We start from the raw sequence: 13,824 nt of genomic DNA, 5'->3' as shown, positions 1-13,824 counted from the left end.
TGGAAGTTATGCTAACTTTTTATAAAAAGCCATTGCATTCCCTTAAATACCGAGTATAATACTAGGTAATAAACGCAAGGGGATTGGAGGGGCGGCCATGATCTCGAATCAGACGATTGCCCGGCAATGGATAAATGATTATTTGGATTTGTACAATTACGCCAAACAGATCGGAGATATCGAGTGGCAGCAGCAGTTAATCCGCATACTCGCCCGATCCGAAGAAGAATCCCATCAACTTGCACTAACTAGAAAAGCTTCTGAGTTATGGCAGCAGTTCGATATCATTAATAAGAAAATGATGGATCTCTATCATCAGTTAAGAACTTCGGATGACTCCTCCAAATTGAGAACTTTACAGGAAGAAGTCTGGGTGCTCAGGCTAAAGCGTGTCGAACTTAGCAGACGATTTAAAGAAACGATGTAAGCCTATAAAAATAAAAAATCCCGCATGCGGTTAGCCGCTCTGCCGGATAATGGGTTGGTTAGACATACAGTTATCTGCTTTGTCCGTTATGAAACCTCGCTAAAGTGCAGTCGACTGCCTCTCAGCGTTACATTCTTATTATACACATCAAAAATGCATATTCAAATGTATATTTATTGAACTAAATCGCCGTTTGTTTCATTTCACGCATCATGCCCATCATTGATGTCAGCATCTCATCACATTCCTGCATTTTCATCATCATGCTGTCCATTTCCATCCCCATATCCATCATATCCATACGATTCATCTCGTTCATTTGATCCATCATCATCTTCATATTGTTCATCTTGCACATCATTTCCTCCATACACATAGCCATCATCATTTTCATGCTCATCATCTCCATCATCCCATCTCCTTTTTAATATCATTTTTTTGTTGAAGCCCATTAAATAGAATAACTTATCTCCCCTACTCCTACAACCATTATTTTCCAAGATAAATATCATATCCTGTCGAATCGATAAAAAAAGCCGCATGGATCTCATCAGGATCCATGCGGCTTGTTTGGGCTATATTTACTTACTCCGAACCTCGAACACTGCAAACTTCAAATAGTGGCCCTCTTGTACGCCAAGAAGCTGCGGATGATCTTTGCCTGCCGCCCGCCATTCAACGAGTCGCAGCAGCTTGCCTGCATCGGAAGCCGCCTCCTGGATGGTCTCCAGGAACAGGTCAGGGCGCATATGGTACGAGCAGCTTGCCGTCACCAGATAACCGCCTTCATTAACCAGCTTCATCCCGTGCAAGTTAATATCCTTATAACCACGGCATGCTCCTGCGACTGCGCTTTTCGTCTTTGCGAAAGCAGGAGGATCTAGAATAACAACATCCCAAGTACGTCCATTGCCGCTGATTGGCTTTGAAGTATCCGTACCGGCACGGCTGCGCTCTGTTCTTTCCTCCGCGCCTTTAACCTGCGAACGTAAGTATTCGAATGCATCTGCTACAACAAATTCGACCCGATCCGTAAAGCCATTACGCTCAACGTTGCGGCGCGCTGTATCGATGGCATGCTCAGACACATCTAGGCAGGTTACTTTCTTTGCCCCATATTTGCAGGCATGAAGCGTAAAGCTGCCCGTATGAGCAAAGCATTCAAGTACGGTTGCACCATCCCAGTAGGGGAATGTTACTTCTTTACCGTTCGAATTCACAGGAACAAGCCGCTCGCAAGAACCATCTCCTGCCTCACGGCTCTCCAATTGAATGCCGCTTCGACCTCCCCACCCCTTCATTAGAGGTGCAATGGAAGCGCGGTTCTCGCGCTGGTCATAGAAGTAGCCGGTTTTTTGCCCTTCCACGATATCAACTTCCAGCTTTAAGCCATTCTCTTCGATCTCGAGGATACGAGGGCACTCCCCGTACATGACGCCTGTTCGAAGTTCCAGTCCCTCAAGCTGTCTAACGCCGACATCACTTCGTTCGTAGATCCCCTTCGGCTGGAATACATCAACCAATGCCTGGATAAGCACTTCACGCCTGATGTCCATGCCAAGCGTAACGATCTGCACAACCAGAACATCATCGAACCGATCAACAACAAGTCCTGGGAGAAAATCAGCCTCGCCATATACCAGTCTGCAGTCACGATCCGGTACAAACCGGCTGCGATGAGCCTCACATGCTCTTAGACGATCACGGAAAAAGTCAACATCCATTTCGCCCAATGGCTGGTAGGAAACGACACGTACCATAATTTGTGATTTCGGATTGTAATAACCTGTCGCCAAATACCGGCCGTTATGACCAACCACATCAACAAGCTGTCCTGGCTCCGCTTCACCTTCCAACCTGTCAATTTCACTCGCATAAATCCATGGTTGGCCTGCTTCGAGACGCTTCTTACGGCCTTTCTGCAGCCATACTTTTGCTTTGCTCACTTCGTTAATCTTCCTCTCTATTCTTAAGCGCGGTTGATTCTGCCTTACTTCCTCTAGTCCATGCTTGTCATGCTTGTCTTATGGCACGCATATGTATCAATCGATAACGATGATAAAGGAGAACATACTATGCTTCAAACCATTTTACTGCCTATGGCCATCGGCTTCACTATTTTTATTAGCGGTATGAAGCTGATGGAGCTGGCCTTACATCGATTAGCCGGCCCATATCTCAATCATATCCTGCATCGCTCGACTGCCACTCCTATACATGGCCTTGCTGTGGGGACAGCCACAACGGCGTTCCTGCAGAGCAGTACTGCTGTCACCGTCATTGCAATTGGGCTTGTCAATGCAGGTTTATTAACGTTTCCGCGTACACTAGGCATCATACTTGGAAGCAATATCGGCACTTGTCTAACAACCGAATTGATTGGCCTCAGCTTGAACAAGCTGGCCACTCCCTTACTTCTCGTATCCTTAACCGGCTGGCTAATAACCGTATTGCTTCATGAGCTGAGATTATGGCCGAGAATGCGGTCGGTCCGCATTCTCGAGACCATCCGCTCATCTGCCGTTGCTTTAGGGGGATTTAGCCTGCTGCTCGCTGGCATGGCAATCATGCAAGCCATAGGACCAGCCGTTCAGGAGAGCTCCTTATTCAGCTGGTTCCTGGACAAATCAGCCGAGAGCCTTTGGTGGGGACTTGCAGCAGGCGCTGTGCTGACAGCAGTCGTCCACAGCAGTGCAGCCGTTATCGGAATCATCATGGGCTTCGCATCGATTGGAGCCATGCCGCTGGAAATAGGCGTCGCGGTTGTACTTGGCGCGAACATCGGGACTTGCGCAACCGCACTCATCGCTTCCTTCAGCGGTTCGAAATCTGGTCAATATGTGGCTTGGTCCCATACCATTCTGAATGCGGGAGGCGCTTTATTATTTATGCCTTTTCTAGGAGAGCTAGCTGCTGCTTCCGGCTGGTTCGCACAATCTCCTGCTAGTCAAATCGCACATGCGCAGACGATCTTCAATATTCTGAGCTCGCTGATTGCATTACCATTCTGTTATCTGCCAGCCTTCCGCAAACTGCCGGTCTAGTCGTATTTTACGCCAAGCAAACTAAGTGCCCCTGCCACAATCCGGTTATTATTCTCGTAACCGGATTGTTTTTGCCGCCTCCAAGCTTCAAGCGGGTCAAACCATTCCACGCCGCGAATCTCTTCAACCTGAGCCTGCAGTGAGCCGCCTACCGCCTCAACCAAATAATAATGGACCTCTTTGTCGACGGTTCCCTTATGCGGATCATGATACCGATACTTGATTTGATCAATCGGTTTGATAATAGCCCCGATCAATCCGGTTTCCTCGGCAATTTCACGAAGCGCGGTCTGTTCAACGGTTTCCCCGGGCTCCATCTTTCCTTTCGGGAGTGACACTTTGCCATAACGGTCTTGAATCAGCTGGATTTGCAAGAGCCCGGCTTCGTTCCGACGATAGACCACGCCTCCTGCCGAAATTTCAACCATTTCCGTTTCCCCCTTGCCTGCTTGACATTTGCATGCAACAACGAGGATTTCCCGCTGTTCCAATCTTACAGAAATGGGCGGGAAACCCTCGTGCGTATTTTTCTATTCCTAAGCTCTCATCGCTTCTGCAGGTACGTCATCAAGAACACGTACGAGCTGAGCGCGGCATTCATTAACGCCAGCTTCCGTAATTTTCACTCGGCAAAGCTTGCCAACAAGCGCCTCAGTACCTTCGAAAATGACTTGAATGTAGTTATCTGAATAACCCATGACAAGACCAGTGCCTGGAGCACCTTTATAATCACGTTCCGGAATCACGTCAAGCACGGCTCCTACATATTGCTCAGCATAAGCCAGCTGCATCTTCTCAGATAGGTCAATCAGCTTATGAACACGTTCGTTCTTCACTTCTTCGTCTACTTGATCTTCCATACGTGCTGCAGGAGTACCAGTGCGCTTCGAATAAGGGAAGACGTGCATTTCAGAGAAACCGACTTCTTGCATAAACTTATAACCGTTCTCGAACATTTCATCAGTCTCACCAGGGAAACCAACAATCACATCCGTAGTAATCGCTACGCCAGGCATAGCTTCACGAATACGGTTCAGCTTGCCTGCAAATTCTTCTGTCGTATATTTACGGCGCATCCGCTTGAGCACCGAAGTATCTCCCGCTTGAAGTGGAATGTGCAGATGACGGCACATTTTCTCCGAACGCTTCAGAACGTCAATCATAGCATCGTCGATCTGGCTAGCTTCGATTGAACTGATCCGAATTCGTTCAAGACCTTCGATTTTATCCAAATCCCATAGCAGATCAGTCAAACGATAATTTTCCATATCGTCGCCATAGCCGCCTGTATGAATGCCGGTCAGGACAATTTCCTTGTAGCCGGAAGCTACGAGCTGTTTCGCTTGCTCCAGAACACTCTTCGAATCACGGCTGCGCGATAGTCCACGCGACCATGGAATAATACAGAACGTACAGAAGTTGTTACAGCCCTCTTGAATCTTCAGAAAAGCACGAGTACGTTCATTAAAGTCCGGCACATCAAGCTCCTCGAATTCACGAGTCTTCATAATGTTCCGAACAGCGTTGACCGGTTGACGATCATCATGAATTTGATTCACAAATGTCATGATCTTCTCGCGATCCTGTGTACCAATAACAAGGTCGACACCTGGAATCGCCATAATTTCCGCTGGAGAAGTTTGGGCGTAGCAGCCCGTTACCGCGATAACTGCATCTGGATTCCGGCGTACCGCGCGGCGAATAATTTGACGGCTCTTTTTATCGCCAGTATTCGTAACCGTACATGTATTAATCAGATACACATCTGCCGTTGACTCAAAGTCAACCTGCTCATATCCTTCATTCTTGAACAGCTGCCAAATCGCTTCTGTGTCGTAAAAGTTAACTTTGCATCCCAAGGTGTAAAATGCAACCGATGGCATAAATTTCTTACGCTCCTCCCATTTCTCCGGCTTCGTACATGAGGCATGTCAGCCCTACGATGCCTGCGGTTTCTGTCCGTAATATACGCCTGCCTAGGCCAACAATTACAGCTCCCGCCGCTTCCGCTTCATCAGCCTCACGTTCCGTAAAGCCGCCTTCGGGCCCAACGATGAGCAGCATCTTGGGCTCGGCAGCCTTATCGCCTGCCTGCTTTTTCCAATTAAGCACAGCATCTCTTATGCCCTTGCCTGCTGCTGCATCGCCTTCCCGTTCATAACAAAATAACGCTAAATCAAAAGTTGGTATAGCTTCCTTCAGCTCACGCCAGTTGCGCACTGGTTCGATCACTGGAACACGGCAACGATGTGACTGCTCCGCTGCTTCCTTCGCAATCTTACTCCAGCGCTCCAGGCGCTTCGCTTCCTTCTTACCGTCGTATTGAACGATCATTCGCTCCGACTGAAACGGCGCAAACGAATAAGCGCCAATCTCCGTCCCTTTCTGAATAACCAGTTCCATCTTATCGCCCTTCGGTAAGCTTTGCGCGATTGTAACGGACCAATTAGACTCAGAGTCCATTGGGAGCTCCTCCACAATGTCGGCAACAACTTCCGAAGAATCAGCCTCTCGTACTGCAGCAAGGACAACACGGGATTGGCCGTCACTGGCAATAAATTTCTCTTCCGGCTTCATCCGCATGACGCGGACGGCATGGAAGGCATCTTCCCCTATTAAACGCACGCTAGAGCCGTCAAACTGCTCCGCTGCTACAAAATATCGCTGCATTGCGTCAGTCTAACCATCCTTCATATTAGCATGTTTCCGCTCCAAAAATCTATGAGAGCGGCTTAAAACAACGGCTGGAATAATTTAAAAAAGAAATTGTAGAGCGGTTCCCATAAGCCAAGGATCGGATCAAGCGTAACACGGCGAAGCGGCGGAATGAACACAAGCAGTAGGAAGATATACATGCCCCACTGCATGTTCTGATCCATCTTGATTCTCGCTTCCCGCGGAAGAAGATCCTGAATAATCCTGTAGCCGTCGAGTGGCGGCAACGGGATCAAGTTAAAGATGAACAAGATGAAATTAAGGAAAATAAAATAAAAGAAAAAATGCTGAAGCGCTAAGTCAACCCCGTTGGATCCCGCATACATCAAGCCTGTTGCGTCCAATATGTATGTGAGTAAAACACCAAGGATACCAAGCAGCAAGTTACTAATCGGCCCTAAAGCCGATACGATAACTCCCATCAGACGCGGCTTCTTGAAATTATTAGAATTCACGAGCACAGGCTTCGCCCAACCGAAGCCTGCGATCAGAATAAGGATAGCGCCAAGCACATCAATATGTACACGTGGATTAAGTGTAACCCGACCCATATCATAGGCGGTCCTGTCACCAAATTTGTACGCGCTGTATGCATGAGCGAACTCATGCACGGTGAAGGAGATAATTAGCACCAGCGCCACAAATGGCAAATCTTCAACCGGATAAGCTAAGAAACTATCCCAGTTCATTCATTCACCTGCGGCTTTCTCGCCACGAATGCAATCCAGTCCTGGTCGCGGCGTTTATCAATAACCTCAAAGCCTGAACGGATAAGACCATCCTCAACATCGGTTTCCTTGTTCTTGAAAATACCAGATGCTATGTAAATACCGTTTGGTTTCAGTGCTGCAAACACATCATCAATGAAGAGCAAAATAATTTCTGCCAAAATGTTCGCTACAACCAGATCTACCGGTAAAGTAACCGAAGTACTGCGAGCATCCCGCTCATTTACAGCATGGACAACTTTTCCTCCAAGCACACCAAGCAGATCGCTTTCCACCACTTCAATATCATCCTGCAAGCCATTTAATCTTACGTTTTCCGTTGCACTTGATACAGCAATCGGATCCAGATCAAGCGCGAGTACTCGGCGTGCTCCTAGCTTCATAGCCCCAATGGCAAGAATTCCTGAGCCCGTTCCAACGTCAATAATCTCTTCATCGCCCTTAATTACCGATTCTAGCGTCTGCAGACAAAGCGACGTCGTTGGATGTGTACCAGTACCAAATGCCATACCAGGGTCCAGCTCTATGATGTTCTCGCCTTCAGCAGGCTCGTATTCTTCCCATGTCGGCTTAATCGTTAAACGTTCCGATACTCTAATTGGTTTGAAGTATTGCTTCCATGCTGTCGCCCAATCCTCTTCGTCAACAACTCTGGATGAAATCTCAAAGCTGCCAGGATCAATGCCAAACTCGCGAAGCTGTTCAATCCTAGGTACAACCACTGCTTTGAGAGCATCCATATCTACGCTTTCAAGGAAATAGCCTTTAATAACTGCCTGACCTTCCGGAATATCGTTAAGCGGCAATTCGTACCATTGACCTAGCGAAGTATCCCGCTCCTTATTCAGCGTGCCCGATTCTTCAATGGATACGCCGTCAGCATCCATTTCATGCAAAAAGTTTGAGATCATCTCGATCGCTTGCTCCGTTGTCGAGATCGTAATTTCATGCCATTTCATTATTGGTACCCCTCCTGAAAAGAATTAGCGCGTTCTTTGCGTTAATCCTTACTTCGTAAGCATAGTCTTAGAAAACTACCCTCTATTGTACACTATTCATCATTTATGCACAAAAAAGCGGCAAACAAAAATGCTTGTTTGCCGCTTCTCACATCAGCCAATCGTTTCAGTCTGTGAACGGCCGCCGATCTCCTCGATCATATGGACCGCCCGCTCCACTACATCTTCATCTACTGTAGCCGTCAAAAGGCCGTTTTCATATAATCCATTCACTTCAAAAGCACGTAAAGCTTGAAGCTTACGGAGCGCTTCCTGAGCTGCACCAGGCCCGCCGAAATTGGCTCTGATCTCAACCTGCTGAGTCATTTATATGCCCTGCTCATTTTCTTCACGAGCATCTGCAGCCGCAGCACGACTGGCAGCTTGTTTGTCAGCTTCATCTGCCAGCTCCTCCGAAAACTCAACATCTTCATTTTTCCCTATTGGCAAATCGCCGAAGTTTACTTTCTCCATATCTTCTTTTTGCTTGTTTGTCATTGTTAATCCAGCTCCTTAAGAGATCATGTCTATTACTTAAATAGCATGCAACTTAAGAAATGAATTTATTCATATGTAAACATAAAAAAAACGTCCGGGGCTATTCGCCGCGGAACGCTTTCTTCATTTTATCGAAAATGGATTCATGATGCTCGCTGTTCTCTGATGGAGCCTCGCCGCCAATTCCGCCAAACTCGCGAAGCAAATCTTTCTGAGCATCGGTCAGCTTAGTTGGAGTAACGATAGTTACTTTAACATGCTGGTCACCTTGACCGTAGCCCCGCAGCTTTGGCACACCTTTTCCTTTAAGTCGGAAATAAGTACCCGTCTGTGTACCCGCAGGAATCTTCAGCTTCACTTTCTCAGTCAGCGTTGGGATCTCAATCTCATCACCAAGTGCTGCCTGCACGAAAGTCAACGGAACTTCGCAATAAATATCATCATTCTCACGCTCGAAGAAATCATGCGCCTTCACGCGGATAACGATATAAAGATCGCCGGCAGGACCACCACGCAGGCCGCCTTCACCTTCGCCGGAGAGACGAATTTGTGCGCCGTCATCTACGCCAGCTGGAATACGAACATTGATTTTACGCTGTTTTTTCACTTTGCCAGCGCCATGACAAGTACCGCATTTTTCTTTGATTACTTTTCCGCTACCACCACAGTTCGAACAAGCGCGACGGTTGACCATACGGCCAAACGGCGTATTTTGGACAACCTCTTGCTGACCGGATCCACGACATACCGAACAAGTCTCCGGCTTCGTACCAGGCTTCGCGCCAGTGCCCACACAAGTATCGCAAGATTCCGTACGTGGAATCGTAATTTCCGTTTCTTTGCCAAATACGGCTTCCTTGAATTCAATCGTCATCGAATATTGCAAGTCATTGCCGCGCTGTGGTGCGTTAGGGTCGCGTCGGCCTCCGCCGCCACCGCCAAAGAACATATCAAAGATATCACCAAACCCGCCAAAATCACCATTGCCCGAGAATCCGCCAGCTCCGCCCATTCCCTGGTTCGGATCAACATGACCAAATTGGTCATATCTCGCGCGTTGTCCATCATCGCTCAGGACATCATAAGCTTCCTTCACTTCCTTGAACTTCGTCTCTGCGTCAGCTTCTTTATTGACGTCAGGGTGATACTTACGCGCTAATTGCCGATAGGCTTTTTTAATTTCATCGTCAGAAGCACTTTTGCTTAACCCAAGTACTTCATAATAATCGCGTTTATCTGCCAACTCATCTCACCTCCACCCATGTTTGATACAATTACAAACGAGAAGGTCAAAGACAGGAAGACCCTGTCTTTGACCTCTCCCATTACAAGTTAAGTCTTATTTCTTGTTTTCGTCAACCACTTCGTAGTCAGCGTCAACGACATTATCTTTACCACGAGCGCCAGTATCTGCTGCTTCAGCGCCTTCAGGAGCACCGCCCTGAGCCGCTTGCGCTTGCTCATAAAGCTTCACAGACAGCTGTTGAACGATTTCAGTCAGCTCTTCAGAAGCTTTCGTAATTTGCTCCAAATCATCTGTTGCAATTGCGCTTGTTACTTTCTCTTTGGCAGCATTTGCTTTTTCAATCTCGGAAGCATCTACTTTATCGCCAAGGTCTTTCAACGTTTTGTCAACGGAGTAGACAAGTTGGTCAGCGCTGTTTTTCGCTTCTACAAGCTCACGGCGTTTACGATCTTCTTCTGCGTTCAGCTCAGCATCCTTCATCATTTGTTCGATTTCAGCATCGCTCAAACCGCCTGAAGAAGTGATCGTAATTTTTTGGCTCTTGCCAGTGCCTTTATCGAGTGCCGATACGTTAACGATACCGTTAGCATCGATGTCAAAAGTAACTTCGATTTGCGGTACGCCGCGTGGTGCTAATGGAATATCATTCAGTTGGAAACGGCCCAGCGTTTTGTTGCCAGCAGCCATTTGACGCTCACCTTGCAGGACATGAATCTCAACGCCTGGTTGGTTATCTGCATATGTGGAATACACTTGCGATTTGCTTGTTGGGATCGTTGTATTGCGGTCGATCATCTTCGTGAAGACGCCGCCTGCAGTTTCGATACCAAGGGACAATGGAGTTACGTCGAGCAATACAACGTCTTTCACATCGCCAGTCAATACGCCAGCTTGAACGGCTGCACCAAGGGCAACCACTTCGTCAGGGTTAACGCCTTTGTGCGGCTCTTTGCCGATCAGCTTCTTAACCGCTTCTTGTACAGCAGGGATACGAGTCGAACCACCAACAAGAACAACCTTATCGATTTCACTTACGGACAGACCTGAGTCGCTCAGTGCTTGACGTGTAGGAGCAAGGGAACGCTCAACCAGTTGAGCCGAAATTTCTTCGAATTTCGCACGAGTCAGGTTCAGCTCCAAATGCTGTGGAACGCCGTCAGCCATAGTGATGAATGGCAGCGAAATTGTTGTAGTCAGAACGCCAGACAGTTCTTTTTTCGCCTTCTCAGCAGCATCTTTCAAACGCTGAACAGCAGCTTTGTCCTTGGAAAGGTCAACGCCTTGTTCTTTCTTGAATTCAGCTACGAGGTAGTCGATGATGACTTGGTCAAAGTCATCGCCGCCAAGCTTGTTGTCGCCGCTAGTTGCTTTAACTTCGAAGAAACCGTCACCTAGTTCAAGGATCGAGACGTCGAAAGTACCGCCGCCAAGGTCATAAACGAGGATTGTTTGATCTTCTGTTTTCTCAAGGCCGTATGCCAATGCTGCAGCTGTAGGCTCGTTGACGATACGAAGAACCTCCAGACCTGCGATTTTACCAGCATCTTTTGTTGCTTGGCGCTGGCTGTCGTTGAAGTAAGCTGGAACAGTGATAACCGCTTGTGTTACCGCTTGACCCAGGTAAGCTTCTGCGTCAGACTTCAGCTTTTGCAGGATAATAGCGGAAATTTCTTGAGCTGTATATTCTTTACCATCGATTACTTCTTTGTGGTTTGTACCCATATGACGTTTGATCGACATAACTGTACGGTCAGGGTTAGTGATTGCTTGGCGTTTTGCTGTTTCACCAACAATACGCTCGCCATCTTTCTTGAAACCAACAACAGAAGGTGTAGTACGGTTGCCTTCTGGATTCGGAATAACGACAGCTTCGCCGCCTTCCATTACTGCAACACAAGAGTTTGTAGTACCAAGGTCAATACCAATAACTTTACTCATTGTAAATTTCCTCCTTAATAGATCAATCTTATTTAAATTCCATGAAAGGAAAAATTATTAGCCGCTTACTTTAACCATTGCAGGACGCAGGACACGATCCTTCAGGATGTAGCCCTTTTGAACTTCCTCAACGACAATGCCTTCTTCATGCTCATCTGATTCCACTGTCATAATTGCTTGATGGAATTCAGGGTTAAACGCCTCACCAACAGCCTCCATTGCTTTGAGGCCTTCTTGCTGCAGCGTTTGCTCGAGTTGGCGGAAAATCATATCTACGCCTTTGGCAAGCGCATCAAAGTCTTGATTAGCGGTAGCCGCTGATACAGCACGTTCGAAGTTATCGACAACTGGAAGCAGTTGTCCGATTAGCTTCATGGAAGCGTATTGCGCAAGATCTTCTTTTTCCTTTTGCGTACGACGACGGAAATTATCGAAGTCCGCTTGTGCACGTAAGTATCTTTGTTGATTCTCCTCGGCCAGCTTTTCGAGCTCATCAAGGCGCGAATCTTCCTGCACTTCAACTTCTTGCTGCTCTTCCACTTGCTCGTCTATAACTTCATCGATTGTTTCGTTATGTTGTTGGTCATTACTCACCATATTCACCTCCTTAAAAGAATTGCAACACAACTGGCTGAGCCAGTCGTTCAATTCTTACTTCGTAAGCATAATCCTTAAAAGAATTGCAACACAACTGGCTGAGCCAGTCGTTCAATTCTTACTTCGTAAGCATTATTGCGAAGCATTTCTCAACTTAATGGCCAAATAGCAGCCATTTAAAACTACCCAAAGCGCAGATAAATCGTGCGCGTTTGCCTTTGCCGTTCATCTGGTGCTGCGCGCTGTGCGCGGGAGATAAGTGGTGATGCCTGAAGAGCGCCAGCGCTCGCCTTTGAAAACGGGAATATTCCGCAGGAATACATTCAAAATTCCCGTTTTCTACAGCGACGGAAGACAACACCACGTTCGTATGCGCCAAGCATACAGCACCAACTATAATGCAACAGCAAACCGACGCTATTTATAGAAGCGTCCCATGATCAAAGCCAAATCCTTACTAATAACATCAAGGAGGCTAATGACTTTCCCGTACTCCATACGAGTAGGACCAAGTATTCCAATGGTGCCAAGCGACTTTCCATCCAACTGGTACGTTGCCGTAATCAAACTGCAATTCGCGATCGCCTCTTGGTCATTTTCTGTTCCAATCCGCACTTGTATACCCGAAGGTGCCGCGGAAATCATTTTCATAACGGCAGGTGTTTGATCTAGCAAATCCAGGATCGTCTTCACTTTATCAACATCTTTGAACTCCGGCTGCGTTAGCATGTTCGTTGTTCCGCTAAGGAAGATCCGCTGCTCATCATCATTTGTCAGTGCACTGTCCAAAATACCAAGCACTTCTTCGCAATGATCAACATAACGCTCCAGCTCTTGCCCGACTTCTGCATATAGCTTTGACTTCAGACGAACAAGCGGAATGCCAATCAGCTTCGCATTCAGGATATTCACAATCTTCTCCATCTCATCCATTCGGATGCCGGGTGGAATTGTAATCGTCCGATTCTCAACATGACCAGTATTCGTCACAATAATCGCAACAGCGGACTTATCATCTAGAGGCACCAAATTAAAGTGTTTCAGTGAGTTGCTGAACATCTCCGGCCCAAGCAAGATTGACGTGTAATTTGTGAGATTGGACAAAATCATCGCTGCATGCTGGATGACTTGCTCCATCTGACTCATTTTCTCTGAGAAGAAGGAACGGGCTTGATTCATATCCGTATCATTAATTTCATTAAGCTTCACGAGATGATCAACATAATAACGATAACCTTTAGTGGATGGAATGCGTCCTGCCGACGTATGCGGCTGCTCGAGGAAACCAAGCTCCTCCAGATCGGCCATTTCATTACGAATGGTAGCAGGGCTGAAGCCAACGTCACCGCGCTTCGAAATGCTTCTAGAACCAACTGGTTCAGCAGAACGGATATAGTCGTCTACAATTGCATTCAGTATCATTCTTTGCCGTTCAGTCAACATTCGCATCCCTCCAATAGATTATCTGATCTTCTCGTTAGCACTCATTAGACCCGAGTGCTAATCATTAATACAAAAATACCAAACCACCTTGTTCATTGTCAAGTCGGTTCAGCATTTTCAGGCCTGTCTTCTAAGGATTAACATAATAAAAAGGCTAGGCATGCTGCCTAACCTTTGTCTATTCTATAAT

General features: G+C 47.0%; 15 protein-coding genes. 2 read left to right on the top strand and 13 right to left on the bottom strand.

The genetic code is table 11. The features are described 5' to 3' along the window. The first annotated feature begins 97 nt into the window (after positions 1 to 97). Positions 98 to 427: a hypothetical protein gene (locus AB4Y93_RS06180; RefSeq protein ID WP_441890017.1), complete on the top strand. Its 330-nt coding sequence runs from the start codon at positions 98 to 100 to the stop codon at positions 425 to 427. A gap of 181 nt (positions 428 to 608) precedes the next feature. On the opposite strand, the gene AB4Y93_RS06175 is transcribed toward AB4Y93_RS06180, so the two are convergent. After that, positions 609 to 830 carry a hypothetical protein gene (locus AB4Y93_RS06175; protein WP_441890015.1) on the bottom strand — a complete coding sequence of 74 codons (222 nt, stop codon included), beginning with the start codon at positions 828 to 830 and terminating at the stop codon, positions 609 to 611. Between the two features lie 178 nt (positions 831 to 1,008). Further along, positions 1,009 to 2,373 (bottom strand): class I SAM-dependent rRNA methyltransferase, encoded by a 1,365-nt coding sequence (locus AB4Y93_RS06170; RefSeq protein WP_441890013.1) that lies wholly within the window; start codon positions 2,371 to 2,373, stop codon positions 1,009 to 1,011. 129 nt (positions 2,374 to 2,502) lie between these two features. Between AB4Y93_RS06170 and AB4Y93_RS06165 the strand changes: the two genes are divergently transcribed. After that, entirely contained in the window at positions 2,503 to 3,471 is a 969-nt protein-coding gene (locus AB4Y93_RS06165; protein ID WP_441890011.1) for a Na/Pi cotransporter family protein, read from the top strand. Here AB4Y93_RS06165 and AB4Y93_RS06160 read toward each other — a convergent pair. From AB4Y93_RS06160 to hrcA, 11 genes are all read right to left on the bottom strand, one after another. Continuing rightward, a complete protein-coding gene (locus AB4Y93_RS06160) occupies positions 3,468 to 3,899 on the bottom strand; it encodes an NUDIX hydrolase (protein ID WP_441890009.1) in 432 nt (143 codons plus the stop codon). The two genes, AB4Y93_RS06165 and AB4Y93_RS06160, sit on opposite strands and share 4 nt — an antisense overlap. Before the next feature lie 108 nt (positions 3,900 to 4,007). Continuing rightward, a complete protein-coding gene (gene mtaB, locus AB4Y93_RS06155) occupies positions 4,008 to 5,354 on the bottom strand; it encodes a tRNA (N(6)-L-threonylcarbamoyladenosine(37)-C(2))-methylthiotransferase MtaB (RefSeq protein WP_441890007.1) in 1,347 nt (448 codons plus the stop codon). Between the two features lie 7 nt (positions 5,355 to 5,361). Beyond that, positions 5,362 to 6,141, bottom strand: a complete 780-nt coding sequence (locus AB4Y93_RS06150) for an RsmE family RNA methyltransferase (protein WP_441890005.1) — start codon at positions 6,139 to 6,141, stop codon at positions 5,362 to 5,364. A gap of 62 nt (positions 6,142 to 6,203) precedes the next feature. Next, complete coding sequence (locus tag AB4Y93_RS06145) at positions 6,204 to 6,875, bottom strand: site-2 protease family protein (protein WP_441890003.1); 672 nt, start codon at positions 6,873 to 6,875, stop codon at positions 6,204 to 6,206. Then, the gene (gene prmA / locus AB4Y93_RS06140; RefSeq protein ID WP_441890001.1) at positions 6,872 to 7,873 is read right to left on the bottom strand and encodes a 50S ribosomal protein L11 methyltransferase; all 1,002 of its coding nucleotides are present in this window, start codon (positions 7,871 to 7,873) and stop codon (positions 6,872 to 6,874) included. Before prmA ends, AB4Y93_RS06145 begins: the two co-directional genes overlap by 4 nt. A gap of 153 nt (positions 7,874 to 8,026) precedes the next feature. Beyond that, positions 8,027 to 8,239: a hypothetical protein gene (locus AB4Y93_RS06135; RefSeq protein ID WP_441889999.1), complete on the bottom strand. Its 213-nt coding sequence runs from the start codon at positions 8,237 to 8,239 to the stop codon at positions 8,027 to 8,029. Beyond that, positions 8,240 to 8,410, bottom strand: coding sequence for a YfhD family protein (locus AB4Y93_RS06130; RefSeq protein ID WP_279590317.1), 171 nt, complete (start codon positions 8,408 to 8,410; stop codon positions 8,240 to 8,242). It abuts the gene before it with no gap. A 100-nt stretch (positions 8,411 to 8,510) separates the two neighbouring features. Then, positions 8,511 to 9,653, bottom strand: coding sequence for a molecular chaperone DnaJ (dnaJ, locus tag AB4Y93_RS06125; RefSeq protein ID WP_441889997.1), 1,143 nt, complete (start codon positions 9,651 to 9,653; stop codon positions 8,511 to 8,513). A gap of 96 nt (positions 9,654 to 9,749) precedes the next feature. Further along, positions 9,750 to 11,594 carry a molecular chaperone DnaK gene (gene dnaK / locus AB4Y93_RS06120; protein WP_441889995.1) on the bottom strand — a complete coding sequence of 615 codons (1,845 nt, stop codon included), beginning with the start codon at positions 11,592 to 11,594 and terminating at the stop codon, positions 9,750 to 9,752. A gap of 57 nt (positions 11,595 to 11,651) precedes the next feature. After that, positions 11,652 to 12,191 (bottom strand): nucleotide exchange factor GrpE, encoded by a 540-nt coding sequence (gene grpE / locus AB4Y93_RS06115; RefSeq protein ID WP_441889993.1) that lies wholly within the window; start codon positions 12,189 to 12,191, stop codon positions 11,652 to 11,654. A 417-nt stretch (positions 12,192 to 12,608) separates the two neighbouring features. Further along, positions 12,609 to 13,634 carry a heat-inducible transcriptional repressor HrcA gene (gene hrcA, locus AB4Y93_RS06110; RefSeq protein WP_167272367.1) on the bottom strand — a complete coding sequence of 342 codons (1,026 nt, stop codon included), beginning with the start codon at positions 13,632 to 13,634 and terminating at the stop codon, positions 12,609 to 12,611. Between the last annotated feature and the right edge of the window lie 190 nt (positions 13,635 to 13,824).

It is taken from the genome of Paenibacillus sp. YAF4_2 (genome assembly GCF_052113225.1).
In the GTDB taxonomy this organism is placed as follows: Bacteria; Bacillota; Bacilli; order Paenibacillales; family Paenibacillaceae; genus Pristimantibacillus.
Note: the sequence above shows the minus strand (reverse complement) of the source record. Positions and strands in the feature narration are given on the sequence as shown.

Bases quoted from the DNA above. Each gene is read 5' to 3' on its own strand.
- AB4Y93_RS06180 (WP_441890017.1), top strand. From the start codon at position 98: ATGATCTCGAATCAGACGATTGCCCGGCAATGGATAAATGATTATTTG.
- AB4Y93_RS06175 (WP_441890015.1), bottom strand. From the start codon at position 830: ATGATGAGCATGAAAATGATGATGGCTATGTGTATGGAGGAAATGATG.
- AB4Y93_RS06165 (WP_441890011.1), top strand. From the start codon at position 2,503: ATGCTTCAAACCATTTTACTGCCTATGGCCATCGGCTTCACTATTTTT.
- AB4Y93_RS06160 (WP_441890009.1), bottom strand. From the start codon at position 3,899: ATGGTTGAAATTTCGGCAGGAGGCGTGGTCTATCGTCGGAACGAAGCC.
- mtaB (WP_441890007.1), bottom strand. From the start codon at position 5,354: ATGCCATCGGTTGCATTTTACACCTTGGGATGCAAAGTTAACTTTTAC.
- AB4Y93_RS06150 (WP_441890005.1), bottom strand. From the start codon at position 6,141: ATGCAGCGATATTTTGTAGCAGCGGAGCAGTTTGACGGCTCTAGCGTG.
- AB4Y93_RS06145 (WP_441890003.1), bottom strand. From the start codon at position 6,875: ATGAACTGGGATAGTTTCTTAGCTTATCCGGTTGAAGATTTGCCATTT.
- prmA (WP_441890001.1), bottom strand. From the start codon at position 7,873: ATGAAATGGCATGAAATTACGATCTCGACAACGGAGCAAGCGATCGAG.
- AB4Y93_RS06135 (WP_441889999.1), bottom strand. From the start codon at position 8,239: ATGACTCAGCAGGTTGAGATCAGAGCCAATTTCGGCGGGCCTGGTGCA.
- AB4Y93_RS06130 (WP_279590317.1), bottom strand. From the start codon at position 8,410: ATGACAAACAAGCAAAAAGAAGATATGGAGAAAGTAAACTTCGGCGAT.
- dnaK (WP_441889995.1), bottom strand. From the start codon at position 11,594: ATGAGTAAAGTTATTGGTATTGACCTTGGTACTACAAACTCTTGTGTT.
- grpE (WP_441889993.1), bottom strand. From the start codon at position 12,191: ATGGTGAGTAATGACCAACAACATAACGAAACAATCGATGAAGTTATA.
- hrcA (WP_167272367.1), bottom strand. From the start codon at position 13,634: ATGTTGACTGAACGGCAAAGAATGATACTGAATGCAATTGTAGACGAC.